This is a genomic window from Roseomonas alba (genome assembly GCF_019430885.1).
Classification (GTDB): domain Bacteria; phylum Pseudomonadota; class Alphaproteobacteria; order Acetobacterales; family Acetobacteraceae; genus Neoroseomonas; species Neoroseomonas alba.
Genome location: NZ_JAHYBZ010000002.1, coordinates 819,402 through 832,895, shown reverse-complemented (window position 1 = coordinate 832,895; position 13,494 = coordinate 819,402). Strand labels below are relative to the sequence as shown.

The 13,494-nt window shown below is 70.2% G+C and carries 15 protein-coding genes; 8 read left to right on the top strand and 7 right to left on the bottom strand.

The annotated features are described in order from the left end of the window. Window positions 1-33: 33 nt before the first annotated feature. Window positions 34-2,349: a 5-methyltetrahydropteroyltriglutamate--homocysteine S-methyltransferase gene (gene metE / locus KPL78_RS08410; protein ID WP_219762442.1), complete on the top strand. Its 2,316-nt coding sequence runs from the start codon at window positions 34-36 to the stop codon at window positions 2,347-2,349. Between the two features lie 598 nt (window positions 2,350-2,947). Here metE and lpxB read toward each other — a convergent pair. The 6 genes from lpxB to hisI all read right to left on the bottom strand — a co-directional run bounded on the left by lpxB (window position 2,948) and on the right by hisI (window position 8,102). Further along, window positions 2,948-4,108 (bottom strand): lipid-A-disaccharide synthase, encoded by a 1,161-nt coding sequence (gene lpxB / locus KPL78_RS08405; protein WP_219762441.1) that lies wholly within the window; start codon window positions 4,106-4,108, stop codon window positions 2,948-2,950. After that, on the bottom strand, window positions 4,105-5,004 hold the full coding sequence (locus KPL78_RS08400) for a carbon-nitrogen hydrolase family protein (protein ID WP_369412686.1): 900 nt from the start codon (window positions 5,002-5,004) through the stop codon (window positions 4,105-4,107). The genes lpxB and KPL78_RS08400 overlap by 4 nt, the downstream gene beginning before the upstream one ends. Next, window positions 5,001-5,600 (bottom strand): GNAT family N-acetyltransferase, encoded by a 600-nt coding sequence (locus KPL78_RS08395; RefSeq protein ID WP_219762440.1) that lies wholly within the window; start codon window positions 5,598-5,600, stop codon window positions 5,001-5,003. Before KPL78_RS08395 ends, KPL78_RS08400 begins: the two co-directional genes overlap by 4 nt. A 44-nt stretch (window positions 5,601-5,644) precedes the next feature. Further along, on the bottom strand, window positions 5,645-6,595 hold the full coding sequence (locus KPL78_RS08390) for a formylglycine-generating enzyme family protein (RefSeq protein ID WP_219762439.1): 951 nt from the start codon (window positions 6,593-6,595) through the stop codon (window positions 5,645-5,647). Window positions 6,596-6,663: 68 nt separating this feature from the next. After that, window positions 6,664-7,698: a CobW family GTP-binding protein gene (locus tag KPL78_RS08385; protein WP_219762438.1), complete on the bottom strand. Its 1,035-nt coding sequence runs from the start codon at window positions 7,696-7,698 to the stop codon at window positions 6,664-6,666. After that, window positions 7,695-8,102 carry a phosphoribosyl-AMP cyclohydrolase gene (gene hisI / locus KPL78_RS08380; protein ID WP_219762437.1) on the bottom strand — a complete coding sequence of 136 codons (408 nt, stop codon included), beginning with the start codon at window positions 8,100-8,102 and terminating at the stop codon, window positions 7,695-7,697. The genes KPL78_RS08385 and hisI overlap by 4 nt, the downstream gene beginning before the upstream one ends. 45 nt (window positions 8,103-8,147) lie before the next feature. On the opposite strand from hisI, the gene KPL78_RS08375 reads away from it, so the two are divergent. The 6 genes from KPL78_RS08375 to KPL78_RS08350 all read left to right on the top strand — a co-directional run bounded on the left by KPL78_RS08375 (window position 8,148) and on the right by KPL78_RS08350 (window position 11,718). After that, a complete protein-coding gene (locus KPL78_RS08375) occupies window positions 8,148-8,615 on the top strand; it encodes a Fur family transcriptional regulator (RefSeq protein ID WP_219762436.1) in 468 nt (155 codons plus the stop codon). 141 nt (window positions 8,616-8,756) lie between these two features. Beyond that, window positions 8,757-9,194: a Rap1a/Tai family immunity protein gene (locus tag KPL78_RS08370; protein WP_219762435.1), complete on the top strand. Its 438-nt coding sequence runs from the start codon at window positions 8,757-8,759 to the stop codon at window positions 9,192-9,194. 17 nt (window positions 9,195-9,211) lie between these two features. Beyond that, window positions 9,212-9,445, top strand: a complete 234-nt coding sequence (locus tag KPL78_RS08365) for a YMGG-like glycine zipper-containing protein (RefSeq protein WP_219762434.1) — start codon at window positions 9,212-9,214, stop codon at window positions 9,443-9,445. A gap of 233 nt (window positions 9,446-9,678) precedes the next feature. Next, entirely contained in the window at window positions 9,679-10,092 is a 414-nt protein-coding gene (locus KPL78_RS08360) for a Rap1a/Tai family immunity protein (RefSeq protein WP_219762433.1), read from the top strand. A gap of 14 nt (window positions 10,093-10,106) precedes the next feature. Then, on the top strand, window positions 10,107-10,418 hold the full coding sequence (locus tag KPL78_RS08355) for a YMGG-like glycine zipper-containing protein (RefSeq protein ID WP_219762432.1): 312 nt from the start codon (window positions 10,107-10,109) through the stop codon (window positions 10,416-10,418). A gap of 811 nt (window positions 10,419-11,229) precedes the next feature. Then, window positions 11,230-11,718, top strand: coding sequence for a hypothetical protein (locus tag KPL78_RS08350; RefSeq protein ID WP_219762431.1), 489 nt, complete (start codon window positions 11,230-11,232; stop codon window positions 11,716-11,718). 48 nt (window positions 11,719-11,766) lie between these two features. Here KPL78_RS08350 and KPL78_RS08345 read toward each other — a convergent pair whose 3' ends face one another. Then, on the bottom strand, window positions 11,767-12,651 hold the full coding sequence (locus KPL78_RS08345) for a TauD/TfdA dioxygenase family protein (protein WP_219762430.1): 885 nt from the start codon (window positions 12,649-12,651) through the stop codon (window positions 11,767-11,769). Window positions 12,652-12,809: 158 nt separating this feature from the next. Here KPL78_RS08345 and KPL78_RS08340 point away from each other — a divergent pair, with 158 nt between their 5' ends. Then, the gene (locus KPL78_RS08340; RefSeq protein ID WP_219762429.1) at window positions 12,810-13,316 is read left to right on the top strand and encodes a GFA family protein; all 507 of its coding nucleotides are present in this window, start codon (window positions 12,810-12,812) and stop codon (window positions 13,314-13,316) included. Window positions 13,317-13,494: the final 178 nt, after the last annotated feature.

The window sequence follows — 13,494 nt, the reverse complement described above, 5'->3', positions numbered from 1 at the left end:
GGGCTGGGTGCACCGGGGGCGGAGACGCAGTTCATGACCATTGCCGCCACGCTCGGCTATCCCCGCATCGGTCCACGACGCGAGTGGAAGGCCGCGCTCGAATCCCATTGGGCCGGGACGCTGGATGCGGTCGGGCTCGCCACGGCCGGGGCCGCGCTGCGCATGCGGGCGCGCGCGACGCAGCGCGGTGCCGGGATCGGCCACATCGCCTCGGCCGATTTCGCCTTCTACGACCATGTGCTGGAAACCGCGCTGGCCTTCGGCGCCATCCCGGAGGGCTATGGCTGGGACGGGGAGGGCCCGGCGAGCCTCGCGACCCTCTTCGCCCTGGCGCGGGGCGCCCGCGGCACCGAGGCCGAGCGCGCCGCGGGCATCGCTGCCGATGCCCCGGCGCTTGAGATGACCAAATGGTTCGACACCAACTACCACTACCTGGTGCCACGCCTGTCGGCCGCGACGCGGTTCCGCCTGGTGCAGAACCGCTGGGCGGAGGCGGTGACCGAGGGCCTGGCGGAGAACTGCCGCACCCGGCCGGTGCTGCTTGGCCCCGTCTCCTTCCTGCTGCTGTCCAAGCCGGAGGACGGTACGCCGCCGCTCGCCCTGTTGCCGGCACTTCTGCCGGCCTATGAGGCCGCGCTGCGCGGCATCGCCGAGGCCGGTGCGGCTTGGGTGCAGATCGACGAACCCTGCCTCGTCACCGACCTGCCCGCCGGCGCGGCCGAGGCCTATGCGACGGCCTATGCCCGACTGGCGCAGGCGGCGCCGGGGCTGAAGACGCTGATCGCGACCTATTTCGGCGGGCTGCGGGACAATCTGGCGATCGCGGCGGGGCTGCCGGTGGATGGGCTGCATCTCGACCTGACGCGGGGGGGGGAAGGGCTGGAACCTGCCCTCGCCGTGCTGCCGGAGGATCGCTGGCTGTCGCTCGGCATCGTCGATGGGCGGAATGTGTGGCGGACGGATCTGCGCGCGGCGCTCGCCACGCTGCGCAAGGTCGCGGACCGGCGCGGGACGCGGCGGCTGATGGTCGCGCCGAGCTGTTCCCTGTTGCACGTCCCGCATTCCCTGGCACGGGAGGATGCGCTGGATCCGGCGCTGAAGCGGCGGCTCGCCTTCGCGGAGGAGAAGCTCGCCGAGGTCTCGGCGCTGGCCCGCGGGCTGGACGAGGGCGATGGCGCGATCGCCGCGGCGCTCGCGGAGTCCGATCGCGTGATGGCAGAATGGCGCGCCGATGCGCGGCTGCACGATCCGGCCGTCGCCGCGGCAGTCGCAGCCGTGACCCCGGCCATGGCGCAGCGCGGGTCGGCCTATCCGCAGCGGGCGGAGGCGCAGCAGCAGCGCCTGCACCTGCCGCCTTTCCCCGTGACCAGCATCGGGTCCTTCCCGCAGACCGCCGGCGTGCGCCAGGCGCGTGCGGCCCATGCGCGCGGGGAGATCAGCGACGCCGACTACGAGGCCGGCCTGCGCACCATGACCGCCGAGGCCATCGCCTGGCAGGAGGCGGAAGACGTCGACGTGCTCGTCCATGGCGAGTTCGAGCGCAACGACATGGTCAAGTATTTCGGCGAGCGTCTGGCCGGATACGCCTTCACCAAGCATGGCTGGGTGCAATCCTATGGCAGCCGCTGCGTGGCGCCGCCGATCATCTGGGGCGATGTGTCGCGTCCCGAACCGATGACGGTGGAATGGGCGCGCTACGCGCAGTCCCTGACGGACAAGCCGGTGAAGGGCATGCTGACCGGCCCGGTCACCATGCTGTTCTGGGCCTTCGTGCGAGAGGACATCCCGCGCAGCGAGGTGTGCACGCAGATCGCGCTGGCCCTGCGCGAGGAGGTTTGCGACCTGGAGAAGGCCGGCATCGCCATCATCCAGATCGACGAGCCCGCCTTCCGCGAGGGCCTGCCCCTGCGGCGCGCCGACCAGGCGGCCTATCTCGACTGGGCGGCCTTCTGCTTCCGCCTGTCCGCGAGCGGCGTGGTGGATGCGACGCAGATCCACACCCACATGTGCTACGCGGAGTTCAACGACATCATCGGCGCCATCGCGGCGATGGATGCGGACGTCATCTCGATCGAGACGACGCGCAGCCGGATGGAGCTGCTGAATGCCTTCACGCAGTTCGATTACCCGAACGCCATCGGGCCCGGTGTGTGGGACATCCATAGCCCGCGTGTGCCGGGGGCGGCGGAGATGGCGGAGCTGCTGCGCCTCGCCGCGGCGCATCTGCCGCGGGAGAGGTTGTGGGTGAACCCCGATTGCGGCTGCAAGACGCGCGGCTGGGCGGAAGTGAAGCCGGCCATGCGGAACCTGGTGGCGGCGGCCAAGCAGTTGCGGGCGGAGGCGGTGTAGCGTTCCGGCTCCGCTGTGGAAATTGGAGGGGCGCCGCCCCTCCAAAGCACCCCCGCCACCGGGGTCACATTGACGTTGCTTCGCAACGCCAATGGGGGGCCGTGGTGCTTGGAGCACTTGGAACGCAATCTGTCGGCGTTGGGCGCGACAAGCATGCGATCCCCGCAAAGCCCGCATCCTGCGGAGGAGCGGGTCTCGGCGCCATTCTGACTGCGGTGCACGACGCCAAATCGAGGTTTCCAAAGGCTCTTCGGCCTTAGGCAGAGTGAGCCCGATAGGGCAGCGCCCGTCTCGGTTCCGCAGCGAAAGCATTGCGGTCATCAGGGAGGCCCCAGGAAACCTCCTCTTGGCGCCGGGCGCTCCTGGCAAGATACGCGCAGAGACCCGCCCTTGCGCCCGCAAGGCGTCAGGAGGGGAATCGGACGACCTCGCCGCCCGACACCAGAAGACTGCGGTCCAGGGGCTCCAAGCCCCTGGCTGGGTGGTTCGGAGGGGCAGAGCCCCTCCGATTCCGGCCGCGGCGCAAACCAAGAACGCCGCTGCAGATCTGCATCAGGGCCTCAAGGGAACTGGCCTTCGGCGTTCGCCTTCCCTGCCGTCAACGGGCCTCTTCGATCGCTTGCAGTACGGCGACGGCCGCGGCTTCCGATGGCAGCCCCTCCGGCGCGCGCAGATGCCCCAGGGCTTCGGTGAAGCCCGCGCGCTGGCGTGCCGCGACGTCGGGGTCGAGCAAGGGGGCGACTAGTGCCTCGGCCAACGCCTCGGGCGTGCAGTTTTCCTGCAGGCGTTCGGGCACCACCTCGCGTTCGGCGAGCAGATTCACCAGCGAGGCATGCGGCACCTTCACCAGCCGTCGCACAATCGCCGCGGTGACGGCATTCACGCGATAGGCGACGACATGCGGGATGCCGGCGACGGCCATTTCCAGCGACGAGGTCCCGGATTTGATCAGCCCCGCGCCGCCCGATTGCGCGACGGCCGCGAAGGCGTCGTGCTTGGCCTCCAGCCCGTCGATCAGGATGGGCGCGGCGGGCCAGTCGGACGCGGCCTGCCGCACCAGGGCGGCGACGATGGGGGCAACCGGCAGTACCGGGCGCAGGCCCGGGACGCGCTGTGCCGCGATCCGCAGCGCCGCGCCGAAGATCGGCAGCAGCCGGGATGCCTCCATGCGCCGGCTGCCGGGCATGACGATGACGGGGCGCTCGGCCTCGCCCAGCGCATGCGCTGCGCGGAAGCGCGCCGCGTCGCCGCGATCCGCGCCGCTTTCCAGCACCGGATGGCCGACGAAGGTCACGGGGATGCCGGCGTGTTCGAAGAAGATCGGCTCGAAGGGCAGCAGGCAGAGGATGCGGTCGACCTTCTGCTTCAGCTTCACGACGCGGCCCGGCCGCCAGGCCCAGACCTGCGGCGCGACGTAGTGCACCACGGGAATGCCGAGCGGCTTGACCTTCTCCGCGACCCGCAGCGTGAAGCCGGGGCTGTCGATGGTCACCAGCACATCGGGGCGCCGCGTGGCGATGTCGTCGACGGCATCGCCGATCAGCCGCTTCAGGCGGAAGATCTTGGGCAGGACTTCCATCAGCCCCATCAGCGCGAGCTCGCGATAGTCGAACAGGCTGGGCACGCCCTGCTCGGCCATGCGCGGCCCGCCGATGCCGGCGAAGTCCAGATCGGGGCGCCGCGCGCGCAGGGCGGCGATCAGCCGGGCGCCGAGAACGTCGCCGGACGCCTCGCCGGCGACGATGTGGATCAGCGTCATGCGAATTCCGCCACGGGGGGCACGATGAAGGGATGCGCCGGCCAGTCACGGTGATTGAAGACCTGGCCGTCCGCGCGCACGGCCGCGATGCGTGCGGGATCGAGGGTGCAGAACACCCATTCGTCCTGGTCGAGCGCGCCGCGTGCGAGCACGCCATCCTCGGGGAAGCCGCGGTCGACCGGGCCGAAGACGGCGGCATGGCCGCGATTGACGTCGAGCGCGGCCGACCACGGCGCGACACCCACCGTCGGCGTGATCGCGACGTAGCACTGATTCTCCATCGCGCGCGCGGCCGCGCCGATGCGCACGCGGTTGAAGCCGTGCATCGTGTCCGTGCAGCTCGGCGCGAGGATCAGCCAGGCGCCGGCCTGCACCTGCACGCGGACATGCTTGGGGAATTCCACATCGTAGCAGACGGAGATGCCGATCCGCCCCCAGGGCGTGTCGAAGACGCAAGGATCAGCGCCTCGCGAGACACCCCAGTGCTCGGCCTCGAAGCGCGTCATGGCGCGTTTTTCCTGCACCGCCATGCGGCCATCCGGGGCGATCAGCGGCGCGCGGTTGACGATGCGGCCATCGGCGGCCCGCACAGGCATGGTGCCCGGCAGCAGCCAGACGCGCTGGCGGCGGGCGGCCTCACGCATCGCGGTCTCGATGGCCGGCGCGGCGGCGACCAGGGCAGCGAGTTCCGTCGCCTCATCCGTGACATCGCCGCCGACCAGGCCGGCGCCAAGTTCGACGCAGGCATATTCGGGCAGGACGAGCAGATCGGCCTGCGCGCGGCCGGCCTCGATCCGCGCTTCCAGCGCACGGCCGAAGGCGGCGACATCGGCGGGCCGGCCGACGCCATATTGCAGCAGGCCGAGGCGCAGCGGCTTCGCCTCGGGTGCGGTCACAGCGGGTCCTTCACCCAGAATCCGAGGGCATGCGGCGTCTCGCGATCGTCGCCCACCTCCTGCCAATCGAAGATGACGGAGATGTCGGCGCGCTTCGTATAGCCGCGCTTGCCCCAGAAGGCGTCGAGCGGAACATAGTCGCGTGGCCTGCGTGGATCGTTGTCGTTGCGCGTGACGGCGCAGAAGGCCGCGGCCTGAAGGCCAAGGGAGCGCGCATGCGCCTCGCGCAACTCGAAGAAGCGCACGCCGGCGCCGCGGCCGCGATACTCGGACAGCAGTACGCTCTCGCCGAAATAGCACCAGCGCGCCGGGTCGAGGCCACGGCTGCGGAATGCGTCCTGCACGCGGGCCGTCGCTTCCGCCATGGGCTGGCAGGTGGCGCAGCCGACCGCGCGGTCCCCGTCGATGGCGGCGATCACCGCGGCGCCGGGGCTGTCCGCATAGGCGGCGAGGTACTTCTCCTCATACCCGGCCTCGCCTTCGTAGAGATACGGCCAGTCGCGGAACACCGCGATGCGCAGCCCGGCGAGCCGCGGCAGCCAGGCGCGCAGCGCATCGCCGCGCAGGGTCTCGAAACGCAGATCGGTCGTCGCCATGCCTGTTGCATAGGGGCAGGGCCCCGGGCAGGGAAGGGGCCGCGCTATCGGTCCCGCACCACCCGGATGCCGGCGAAGGTGTAGCGGTCCACCGCCTGGCCGCGCACGCGGTTGCCGGCGCGGACATACCAGGGCAGGTGGCCCCAGGACCCGCCGCGCATCGCCCGACTGTCGCAATCCCCGGTCAGCCGTGCCGATCCGTCCAAGGGCTGCCCGTCCAGCGTCGGGTTCAGGCAATCCAGCGTCCACTGCCAGACATTGCCCAGCATGTCGTAGAGGCCGAAGGCATTGGGCCGGAAGCTGCCGACCGGCGCCGTGTAGGCATAGAGGTCGTTGCAGCGGAAGGTGAATTGCGGCCGGGGGTCGAGGTTCATCCGCCGCATCAATGTCAGATCGAGGACATTGCCGTATTCGCAGGCACCGACCGCCGCATCGCCCCAGTAGCGCGCGGTGATGGTGCCGGCGCGCGCGGCGTATTCCCACTCGGCCTCGCTGGGCAGCCGATAGGGCTTGCCGGTGGTGCGGGTGAGCCAGGCGGCATAGGCCTCGGCATCCTGCCAGCTCACGCAGACGACGGGATGTTCATCCGTCTGCGGGAAGCCGGGATCGCGCCAGTCGAGGTTCGGCCGCTCGACATATTCGTAGGTCGCGCCATTGTTCACGAAGGTCCAGCAGCCGGTGCCCGGCGCGCGGCCGGTCTCCGCGACGAAGGCGGCGAACTGGCCGCGGGTGATCGGCGTACGCGACATGGCGAGCCCCGGCGCGATGGTGATACGCCGCTGCGGGGACGACCGGCCGCGCACATCGGCAGGCACCCCCTCGCGCTCCTCCTCGCCGGACGGCACGCCCATGGTGAAGGTGCCGCCGGGCAGGTCGACCATGTCGGGGCAACGCTCGCAATCGGCGTTGTCGGGCGGCGCATTCTTCGCGCCGGCGGGTCCACCGAGGAGCGCCAGCACGACAAACATCAGCAGCAGCAGGCAGCTTCTGGGCATGCCGTTCTCCGACCTTCGCGGCCGGAGCCTAATCCCAGCCCGCTAGAGCCGGGATACAGGCGCAACGTTCAGAAATCGCGGCTTTTTTCGGTTTCCCGCGCAGCCGTAACGAAGGCCGCTAGACCCTCCGCGACCACCTGCGGCTCCAGGTTGCGCAGCACGAAGACGAGCCTCGATCGACGGTCGTCATCCTCCGGCCAGGCCGCCAGAATGAGTGGTGGATGAAAGACGTGCTGCACGCCATGGACGATCACCGGCCGGTCCTGACCCGCGATGTTCAGCAGCCCCTTCACGCGCAGGATCGAATCGCCGCGCGTGAGCGTCAGCATCTCGAGCCAGGTGGCCACGCCATCCCAGGGGAGTGGATCGTCGAAGACGAAGCTGCAGGCCTGGATGCCGGCGTCGTGGCGGTTCGGGTCGTGGTGATGGTGGTGGTGATGATGGCCGTGCGCTTCCTGCTCCAGCCAGGATGCGACCTCGGGGATGCGGCCGCTGGTGGTGAAGTCCCCGGCGTCGAGCAGCGCCGCCGGCGGCGCATCCGCGGGCAGCAGGGGGGCGATCGGGTTCAGCGCGGCAAGCCGGGCCTTCAGCGCCGCAACCGCTTCCGGCGTCGCGATGTCGGTCTTGGTCAGCACCAGCCGGTCGGCCATGGCGGCCTGCTTCACCGCCTCGACCTGCGTGTCGAGCGTCGCCATCCCCGCCACGGCATCGACCAGCGTCACCACGCCATCGAGGCGATAGGCAGACAGCACCACCGGGTCGGTCATCAGCGTCTGGAGGATCGGAGCGGGATCGGCGAGGCCAGTCGTCTCGACCACCACGCGGCGGATTTCCTGCCCCGCCTCGGCCCGCAGGGCGAGGTCGCGCAGCGCGCGGACCAGATCCCCGCGCACCGTGCAGCACAAGCAGCCGGCATTGAGCAGCACGACATCGTCGTCGAGTTTCTCGACCAGCAGGTGGTCGAGGCCGATCTCCCCGAATTCGTTGATCAGCACGGCGCAGCCGGCCATCTCCGGCGCCTTGAGCAGCCGGTTCAGCAGCGTCGTCTTGCCGGCGCCGAGGAAGCCCGTCAGCACGGTGACGGGTATCTTCTCCCGCCTCATGCGCCGTAGAGCGTCTTCGGATCGACCAGCGGATCGGCGATGGTCGTCAGGGCGCCATCGCGGATGGCGCGGAAGAAGCAGTTGCGCCGGCCGGTGTGGCAGGCGACGCCATCCTGATCGACCAGCGCCAGCAGCGTATCGCCGTCGCAATCGAGCCGCAGGTCGACCAGCCGCTGCTGCTGGCCCGAGGTCTCCCCCTTGCGCCACAGCGCCTGGCGGGAGCGGGACCAGTAGCAGACGCGGCCCGTGGCGAGCGTCTCGGCGACGGACTCCGCATTCATCCAGGCCATCATCAGCACCTCCCCGGTGTCGTGCTGTTGAGCGATGCAGGGGATGAGGCCATCTCTGTCGAAGCGGATGGCGGCGATCAGGTCGGTGGCGGCGTCGGGGGCGGTGTTGCACATGACCTGATGATATAATGTTCCGACCCGGTCCGGCGAGGAGGTGACATGGCGGAAGTTGCGACGCGCGAGACGGCGCTGAAGGAAGCGGAGGCGGTCTGCACACGCCGCGGTGCCGTGCTGACGCCGCTGCGTCGCCAGGTCCTGGAACTCGTGCTGCGCGCGGAAGCGCCGGTCGGCGCCTATGCGCTGCTCGACCAGTTGAAGGCGATGCGCCCGGGTGCCGCGCCGCCGACGGTCTATCGCGCCCTCGATTTCCTGCTGGAGCAGGGGCTGATCCACAAGGTCGAGCGGCTGAACGCCTATATCGGCTGCAACGAGAGCGGCCATGGCCACAGCCATGACCACCACCATCCGCACCAGTTCCTGATCTGCCGGACCTGCGGGGCGACGATGGAGATCGCCGACCCCGCCGTGACCCATGCCATCGAGGCCGCCGCGCGCCGCGTCGGATTCGTGCTGGCCGAGGCGACGGTGGAGATCGAGGGAACCTGCGCCCGCTGCGCCGAGGCTTGATCCTGCGTCCCGCCGCTGCCGCTTCCGTCCCCGTCCTTGCGCTGCCTCATTGCCGCGGTTTGGCGCGGGCGTAAGCATGCCGTCATGGGCTATGACGCCCGTGGGCCCTCACGGCCCCCGGCAAGGAGGACGACAGCCACCATGCTTTCCCTGAACCCGATCCGCGCGCTGCGGCAGGGGGCCCTGGCCCTCGTCGCGGCCGGCGCGCTCGCCACGACGCCCGCCCTGGCCCAGGGCCAGGCCGCCGGCGGCGCCCCTGCCACCTTCACCACCGCCGATCTCGCGCGGCTGTGCGGCCCGCATGCGGACAACGCCAATACCTCGGCGCTGCGTCCGGCCTGCTATGCGGCGCTGGTCTCGATCGGCCAGGTCCACGCCATCTACACCAGCGGCCGCGGCGCGCAGCGCCCGGTCTTCTGCCTGCCCGAGCAGGCGCCGACGCTCGACACCGTCTCGGCCGCCTTCGTGTCCTGGGCCGCGGCCAACCAGCAGTATTCCGGCGTCCGCGCTGCCGAGGGCGTGCTGCGCTTCGCCGCGGCCACCTACCCGTGCCCGGCCGCGCCGGCCCGGCGCCGCTGAGAGAGGAGGAGATGACCATGATCGCCCGTAAGCCTCTCCGTCTCGTTGCCGTCCTCGCGCTCGGCCTCGGCCTCGGCGCCTGCGGGGGCATGACCGAGAACCAGCGCGCCACCGCCACGGGGGCCGGCATCGGCGCCCTCGGCGGCGCGGCGATCGGCTCGCTCTCCGGCAATGCCGGCTGGGGCGCGCTGATCGGCGCCGGTGTCGGCGGCGCGTCCGGCTACGCCATCAGCAGCAGCCGCCAGCGCTGAGTGACGGATCGGAAATGCGCCGAATGGCGCATTTTCGATGCTCCACCGGCGAGCCCCGTCCCGCCGGTGCGATGCTGCGGCGGCAGGCATGCCGCCAATCTCTGTCCGTTCCCGGCAATGCGGCACCCATGCCCGTTGCCGAGCCCTTCCGCCCCGTTGGACACTGCGCCCGCGGCCCGAGTCGCCCCCGCCGGGCGGGGTCGCCAGTCGCGCGACGGAAGGACAGGACCGACATGCGCCTCAAGACCATTCTCACGGCAGCGGCGCTCTGCGCCGCCGTCCCGGCCATGGCCCAGACGCCACAGGCCGCGCAGGGTTCGCACACCGCCACGGTGGCCGAACTCGCCACGCTCTGCGCCGTTCCAGCCGGGGATCCGGCCTATGCCAACGCCTCTGGTCTCTGCCGGGGCTTCATCTTGGGCTTCGCGCAGTATCACGCGGTGATGACGCGCCCAGGCACGCGCTTCCGCCCGCTCTTCTGCGTGCCGACCCCGGCGCCGACCGGCGAGCAGGCCGCCGGCGGCTTCGCCGCCTGGGCGCAGGCCAATCCGCAGTCGGGCAGCGAACTGGCCGTGGATGGCCTCGCCCGCTGGTTCATCGCCACCTATCCCTGCCCCCAGCCCGCGCGCCGCGGCGCGTCGCGCTGAGAGGAGAGCACACCATGCGCAAGATGGTCCTTCTTCCCGCGGCCCTCGCCCTCGGCCTCGGCGCCTGCTCCAACGGCCAGATGACGCAGAGCGGCCGCGACACGCTGATCGGCAGCGGCGTCGGCGCGCTCGCCGGCGCGGCGATCGGGTCCTTCACCGCCCATGCCGGCGTCGGCGCGCTGATCGGCGCCGGTGCGGGTGCGCTCGGCGGTTATCTGTGGAACCAGCACGAGGTCGCTCAGCGCCAGGCAGCGGAACAGCGGCAGCAGCAGCTCAACGCGGCGTATCAGAGCGGGTACCGCGCCGGGGAACGGGCGCCGCAGTAAGGCGCCGGTGGACCGGACAGGGGGGCTTTGTTCCTCTCCGGACCTCGCGCCACCACGGGCGCCCATTGACGTTGCGGCGCAACGCCAATGGGCGCCCGCATAGGCCACAGGGCCTTTGGAAGCTATCGCTTGGCGGGGGGCGCATAGCGTCTGTTCCGCGATGCCGGAGCCCACGCGGCGCCGGACCCGATGGCATGTCTCCCGGCACCGTGCAGGAGACGTGTTCAGCCCTTGGTTTGGCCTCTGGCGCCCGGCGCCACGTTGCGGTGTCCATTGGCCTTGCGGGCTTTGATGGGGTGAGGTTTGGAGCCTCGCCAGGAGGCCCACCGCGACACCGCGGCGATCCTGGGGTACGTCGACGCCGGCGGCGCTAGCGACCACTCGGGCGCACAGGAACCACGGCGCGGGCGCCCGACCCAAGAACGGGCACGATGACCCCTGAGGGGTTCGGCTTCCCCTCCGCCATCGCACCCACCACCTTGCCGGCGCTTCGATACGGCTTGCAGGACTTCCAAAAGGCATTGCCGCATCTGTGGCACGTCGCCCAGGGGCACCGCGGAAGCGGCCAGGGCGCTGACGGATTCGCTACCCTCCGGGGACGGAAAATGCGAAACTGAATCGAATTCACTCTCCCATAGGTTCATCCAGCCCACGCCATCCGTCGGATGGAGCTCCGGGTGCCGGAACGCGGCACGACCCACGCCTCTCCGACGACAGAGCCGCCTGCCCCGACCGCCTGCCATGGCGGCCGAGCCTGACAGGGATCATCGCCCCACTGAATGCGATGAAAAAAAGCCAAGGGAGATGCGTCATGAACCGAGCAGCAGTAGCAGCCTTTGCCGTTGCCTTCGGTATTGGTCTTGGGCCCGTCGCGTGGGCGCAATCCACGACGACGGGCAGCATGACCGAAGCCCAGGTGCTCAGTCGCCTGGAGGCCGCCGGCCTGCGGAACATCCGCGATCTGACCCAGCAGAGCGATGGCACATGGCGTGCCCAGGTCACCCCGGGGTCAGGGGGGAATGTGCTGGCGAGGATCGATACGCAGGGCAACATCGTCCTGAACACCGGGCTGCCGGTCAGGCGGTCCGCGACGACGCAGACCCCCGGCGCGGGCATGGCCGAGAGCGACGCACGCAGCCATCTGGAGGCCGCGGGCCTGCAGAACATCCGCGACCTGACCCAGCAGAGCGATGGTTCCTGGCGTGCCCAGGTGTCGTCCGCGGGAGGCGGCAATGTTCAGGCTCGGATCGATCCCGAGGGCAACATCAGCCTGAACACCGGGGTACCCACCCGGCAATAGCGTCCTCGCGCTCTCCGGAAGGGGGCGATGCCCCTTTCCGGGTGGGCGTCATGCGGCCTGCTGCTGCAGCGTCGGCGCCACATCCTCCAGCGTCACGCGGCGCATGTCGCGCGGATAGGTGCTGTCCTCGAAGGGCCGGGCGCGGTGCAGGGTGCAGCGATTGTCCCACATGACCAGGTCGTTCTGCCGCCATGCGTGGCGGTAGACGAAGTCGCGCTGCGTCGCGTGTTCCGTCAGGTCGCGGATCATCATCATGCCCTCGGGCACGGGCATGCCCTCGACCCGGCCGATATGGGCGGAAAGATAGAGGGAGACACGGCCGGAGCCCGGATGGCGGCGGACCAGCCGCTGCGGGACGGGGGCGAAGGCCTTCTTCTCCTCCTCGGTGTAGTCCGCGAAGCCGAGTTGGGCGCGGGAATAGATCAGCGAATGCCAGGTGGTAAGCGGGCGCAGCTTGGCCTTCTCGGCCTCGGGCAGGGCGTCCCAGGCGGCTCGCATGTCGGCGAACTCGGTGTCGCCGCCCTCGGGCGGGATCACCCGCGCATGCAGCATGGAATAGAGTGCCGGCGTCGACTTGAACGACGAATCGCTGTGCCAGAGCCGGTTGCCGAGCGCGAACATGCGCCGGCGATCATCGGCGGCGAGCAGCTTGCCGTCGGTGTCGAGGTTGGAGATGTCGTTCATCTCCTGGTGCTTCAGCCGGTGCTTGTGGGCGTCCACCACGCCGCGCGTCGGTTCCAGCTTCCCCAACGCCCGGCCGAAATTCATCTGCTGGTCGTCGTCGAGCTTCTGGTCGCGGAAGACCAGCACCGCATACTGGTTCATGGCGCGGTGGATCTCCTCGGCGATGCCGGCGGGCACGGGCTCGCGGAGGTCGATGCCGGAGGCCTCGGCCACGAAGAGTGGATGCAGCGGTGTCAGCGTAAGAGTCATGGGCGGTGTCCTCCAGCCTGCCCGGTCCCGGTGGGCCGGGTTCTTCTGGGGAAAGCGTCGCCCCGGCGGGGGGAGGGGGTCAAGATGCATGGCGCCGCACCGGCGCGATGCGCGACACTGGCGCCGTCCAGCCGCGGACACAGTGTCGGGAGGAAACGATGGAAGGCGGATGCACCTGCGGGCATGTGCGCTATCGCGTCGAGGGACGGCCGCTGATCGTCCATGCCTGCCACTGCACTTGGTGCCAGCGGGAGACGGGCTCGGTGCACGCGCTGAACGCGCTTTGGGAGGCGGATCATGTCGTGCTGACGGCCGGCCACCCTGAGCTGGTGCATACGCCGTCGGCCAGCGGACGCGGGCAGCTCATCGCGCGCTGCCCGGACTGCCATGTCGCGGTGTGGAGCAATTATCCCCAGGCGGGGCCGGCGGTGCGCTTCGTGCGGGTAGGCACGCTGGCGCGGCCGGCGGAATTTCCGCCGGACATCCACATCTACACCTCGACCAGGCTGCCCTGGGTGGTGCTGCCGGAGGGCGCGAAGGCCGTGCCGGAATTCTACGAGGCGGCCTCGGTCTGGCCGGCGGAAAGCCGGGAGCGGGTGCGGGCGATGCGCGCGCGGCTGAAGGCGGAAGCGGTGGTGCCGGACAGCGCGGATCCGGGGAGCTGAGCGGGAATTGGAGAGGGGCTTTGCCCCTCTCCAAGCCTCACCCCACCAAAGGCCGAAAGGCCTTTGGAAACCTCAACCTGGCGCCGAGAAGGCGTGCCGCACCAATCCCTCGAAACGCATTCGGTGCGCAAAAGCGGGTCTCGGCGATTGTTCCGAACCGTAGCGCCCGTCGCCAGGA

Excerpts from the sequence above, each read along its gene's own strand:
- metE (WP_219762442.1), top strand. The coding sequence starts at position 34 with ATGACCATTGCCGCCACGCTCGGCTATCCCCGCATCGGTCCACGACGC.
- lpxB (WP_219762441.1), bottom strand. The coding sequence starts at position 4,108 with ATGACGCTGATCCACATCGTCGCCGGCGAGGCGTCCGGCGACGTTCTC.
- KPL78_RS08395 (WP_219762440.1), bottom strand. The coding sequence starts at position 5,600 with ATGGCGACGACCGATCTGCGTTTCGAGACCCTGCGCGGCGATGCGCTG.
- KPL78_RS08390 (WP_219762439.1), bottom strand. The coding sequence starts at position 6,595 with ATGCCCAGAAGCTGCCTGCTGCTGCTGATGTTTGTCGTGCTGGCGCTC.
- KPL78_RS08385 (WP_219762438.1), bottom strand. The coding sequence starts at position 7,698 with ATGAGGCGGGAGAAGATACCCGTCACCGTGCTGACGGGCTTCCTCGGC.
- hisI (WP_219762437.1), bottom strand. The coding sequence starts at position 8,102 with ATGTGCAACACCGCCCCCGACGCCGCCACCGACCTGATCGCCGCCATC.
- KPL78_RS08375 (WP_219762436.1), top strand. The coding sequence starts at position 8,148 with ATGGCGGAAGTTGCGACGCGCGAGACGGCGCTGAAGGAAGCGGAGGCG.
- KPL78_RS08370 (WP_219762435.1), top strand. The coding sequence starts at position 8,757 with ATGCTTTCCCTGAACCCGATCCGCGCGCTGCGGCAGGGGGCCCTGGCC.
- KPL78_RS08365 (WP_219762434.1), top strand. The coding sequence starts at position 9,212 with ATGATCGCCCGTAAGCCTCTCCGTCTCGTTGCCGTCCTCGCGCTCGGC.
- KPL78_RS08360 (WP_219762433.1), top strand. The coding sequence starts at position 9,679 with ATGCGCCTCAAGACCATTCTCACGGCAGCGGCGCTCTGCGCCGCCGTC.
- KPL78_RS08355 (WP_219762432.1), top strand. The coding sequence starts at position 10,107 with ATGCGCAAGATGGTCCTTCTTCCCGCGGCCCTCGCCCTCGGCCTCGGC.
- KPL78_RS08350 (WP_219762431.1), top strand. The coding sequence starts at position 11,230 with ATGAACCGAGCAGCAGTAGCAGCCTTTGCCGTTGCCTTCGGTATTGGT.
- KPL78_RS08345 (WP_219762430.1), bottom strand. The coding sequence starts at position 12,651 with ATGACTCTTACGCTGACACCGCTGCATCCACTCTTCGTGGCCGAGGCC.
- KPL78_RS08340 (WP_219762429.1), top strand. The coding sequence starts at position 12,810 with ATGGAAGGCGGATGCACCTGCGGGCATGTGCGCTATCGCGTCGAGGGA.